This is a genomic window from Streptacidiphilus melanogenes (genome assembly GCF_000787835.1).
Taxonomy (GTDB): domain Bacteria; phylum Actinomycetota; class Actinomycetes; order Streptomycetales; family Streptomycetaceae; genus Streptacidiphilus; species Streptacidiphilus melanogenes.
This window is the reverse complement of the sequence record NZ_BBPP01000057.1, coordinates 37872-39947: the sequence shown is the minus strand read 5'-3', so window position 1 is coordinate 39947 and position 2076 is coordinate 37872. Positions and strand designations below refer to the sequence as shown.

At 71.1% G+C, this 2076-nt stretch carries 6 protein-coding genes; all 6 read left to right on the top strand.

What is annotated here, in order from left to right; genetic code table 11:
* The first annotated feature begins 107 nt into the window (after window positions 1-107).
* From TR49_RS35740 to TR49_RS35720, 6 genes are read left to right on the top strand one after another with little or no spacing between them, the layout of a single operon-like run.
* Window positions 108-602: a hypothetical protein gene (locus TR49_RS35740; RefSeq protein WP_152627634.1), complete on the top strand. Its 495-nt coding sequence runs from the start codon at window positions 108-110 to the stop codon at window positions 600-602.
* 8 nt (window positions 603-610) lie between these two features.
* Window positions 611-817: a hypothetical protein gene (locus TR49_RS35735; RefSeq protein ID WP_152627633.1), complete on the top strand. Its 207-nt coding sequence runs from the start codon at window positions 611-613 to the stop codon at window positions 815-817.
* Window positions 814-996 (top strand): hypothetical protein, encoded by a 183-nt coding sequence (locus TR49_RS35730; protein WP_152627632.1) that lies wholly within the window; start codon window positions 814-816, stop codon window positions 994-996. The genes TR49_RS35735 and TR49_RS35730 overlap by 4 nt, the downstream gene beginning before the upstream one ends.
* Window positions 996-1358: a hypothetical protein gene (locus TR49_RS35725; RefSeq protein WP_152627631.1), complete on the top strand. Its 363-nt coding sequence runs from the start codon at window positions 996-998 to the stop codon at window positions 1356-1358. The genes TR49_RS35730 and TR49_RS35725 overlap by 1 nt, the downstream gene beginning before the upstream one ends.
* A complete protein-coding gene (locus TR49_RS44255) occupies window positions 1351-1491 on the top strand; it encodes a hypothetical protein (RefSeq protein ID WP_160311698.1) in 141 nt (46 codons plus the stop codon). The genes TR49_RS35725 and TR49_RS44255 overlap by 8 nt, the downstream gene beginning before the upstream one ends.
* A complete protein-coding gene (locus TR49_RS35720) occupies window positions 1488-1946 on the top strand; it encodes a DUF6907 domain-containing protein (RefSeq protein WP_042389731.1) in 459 nt (152 codons plus the stop codon). Before TR49_RS44255 ends, TR49_RS35720 begins: the two co-directional genes overlap by 4 nt.
* The last annotated feature ends 130 nt before the right edge of the window (window positions 1947-2076 follow it).

Here is a 2076-nt window from a genome sequence, read left to right as displayed (position 1 = left end):
AGGACGAATGATCGACTGCAACAGTCTTAATGCAAGCGGCCCCACCAAGGAGATTCCAGCTCCGAGGCAGGGCCTGACCGAACAACCTGCATCCACAGGAGTCGGCTGTGACCTACTTTCTCATGCCCGGCAAGCGCGCCGGCCGCACGAGTTCTCTCCCCTCTTCTTTTATGGACCGAGTCGTGACGGCGGCTCAGGCCATCGTCGCCGGGGCGCGCTCCAGCGCGGCCGCCGCCCCGACGCAGCCGGACACGTCCGAGTCCTCCACTGCCGCGGCGTGCCTCATCTCCGACTGCGACGGCGCCGGGCACCCGGACCTGTGCACCCGTTACTTGGACAAGACCGTCATCGGCGGCGACTTGGAGCTCTCCACTGAGCTCGTCGTCGACGGCGATGGCGGCCGGCACATCTCGGTGTTCGGGATCCGCGACATGGACGAGGCGCTGCTGGTCCGCGCCACCAGCCGGAAGCAGCTGCTCGCCCTCGCGGCCGAGTTCGCCGACGCCGCGAAGCTGATCGAGCGCGCGGTCGACGAGCTGCCCGAGGGCGTCCTCGACGGCGAGCAGACGGCGGACCGCTCCTACGCGTACAGCGGCCGGTGATCGCGGTGATGCTGACGTTGAAGCTCGGCGCGGTTGCCGAGCAGGAGCAGATGCGGGCGGACGACCTCGCCCGGAAGATCTTCGAGATCATGGGCGACCCCGACCACCAGATGCGGGGCTGCCTGGACTGGTACCAGCTCGCGTACCGGCTGGCCTCCGAGGCCGCTGCCGCCCGGACGGTGCAGCCGCGCCGCTGGCGGAGGTGGGCCCGGTGAAGAAGTCGACGATCCCGCGCCCCACCGAGAGCGCTGCGCTGGCCCGTGTGACCCCGCGCGTCCTGCCCTCGGTCGGTGAGCTGCTGTGGGCGCTGGCGGGCTGCGAGGCGGCCCGTGACGCCGAGGGCCGCCTCCTGGTCGGGAACCTGCTCGTTCGCGCCGCAAAGGCGGTGCAGTGATGAGCATCAGCCTCGACCGCCCGGCCAACCTATGTACTGATGAGGTTGCTGGTGACGCGCACCTCGCCGCCTGCGCCTTGCACTTGCTCCTGGCCCAGCACCCCGCCCTCGTCGACCTCCCGGTCCGCTGGGAGATCGAGGGCGGCGAGGTCCGCCCGGTCATCGAGCACCGGCACCAGGACGGGGCGCGCATCGGGCGGCAGATCGCCGAAGCCCTCGAGCTTGAGTTCCTCTGCAGCCCCATGATCGCCAGCGACGGCGAGCGCCTGGACCACTTCCGCGGCGAAGGCCGCTGGGGCGGTGCGGACTGGTTCCTCTCCGGCTTCGGGCTGATCGCCGAGGGCGGTGACCGTGATGAGTGAGCAGCCGACGATCGCGGAGGCCGCTGCGGCGCACGCCGCGCTCGCCGCCCAGGCCCAGGCCCACATGGAAGCCGCCCGCGCAGCCGCTCAGGCCGCCGAGCAGGCCCGACAGGCGCAGGAGGCCCAGCGATGAGCCCCCGACTCTGGAAGCGCCGCCCGAAGACCGTCACCGTGCCGGTCTGGCGCGGCGGCACGCTGACGATGCCCGAGCCGGCGTGGTGCAGTCAGCAGCACGACCAGCACCCGCAGCACCCGTCCGACTTCAGGCACCTGGGCGTCGAGGTGCCGATGCACGTGAACGCCGGCGGCCGACTGTTCGAGATCCTCGCCGCCACGGTTGTGCAGGAGCCGTTCGCTGACGGCGACATCCTGCCCGCGGTGTCGTTGGACCTGGGCACGGAGTACGGCCGGTTCACGCGGCAGGAGTTGCTGGAGTTCGCTGACGGCCTCGAGGAGCACGCGCACTACCTGCGTCTGCTGGCCGACGAGGTCGAGGAGCGCCGCCAGGCGGCCGCCGCCGAGACCCGTCCGGCGGGGATGCCCGCCGACTGGCCGTGGCCGCCCGACCGCGACACCGACCAGCAGTAGATCCGCCGCTTCACCGGCTTCTGACAGCCGCTCAGCGGGTCGCCAGCAGCACCGCGTAGACGGTCTTCACCAGCAACAGGTTGGCGACCCGCCCCACCCCTTCCCACACCCCTGGAGACAGCCATGTCCA

Excerpts from the sequence above, each read along its gene's own strand:
- TR49_RS35725 (WP_152627631.1), top strand. The coding sequence starts at position 996 with ATGAGCATCAGCCTCGACCGCCCGGCCAACCTATGTACTGATGAGGTT.
- TR49_RS44255 (WP_160311698.1), top strand. The coding sequence starts at position 1,351 with ATGAGTGAGCAGCCGACGATCGCGGAGGCCGCTGCGGCGCACGCCGCG.
- TR49_RS35720 (WP_042389731.1), top strand. The coding sequence starts at position 1,488 with ATGAGCCCCCGACTCTGGAAGCGCCGCCCGAAGACCGTCACCGTGCCG.
- TR49_RS35735 (WP_152627633.1), top strand. The coding sequence starts at position 611 with ATGCTGACGTTGAAGCTCGGCGCGGTTGCCGAGCAGGAGCAGATGCGG.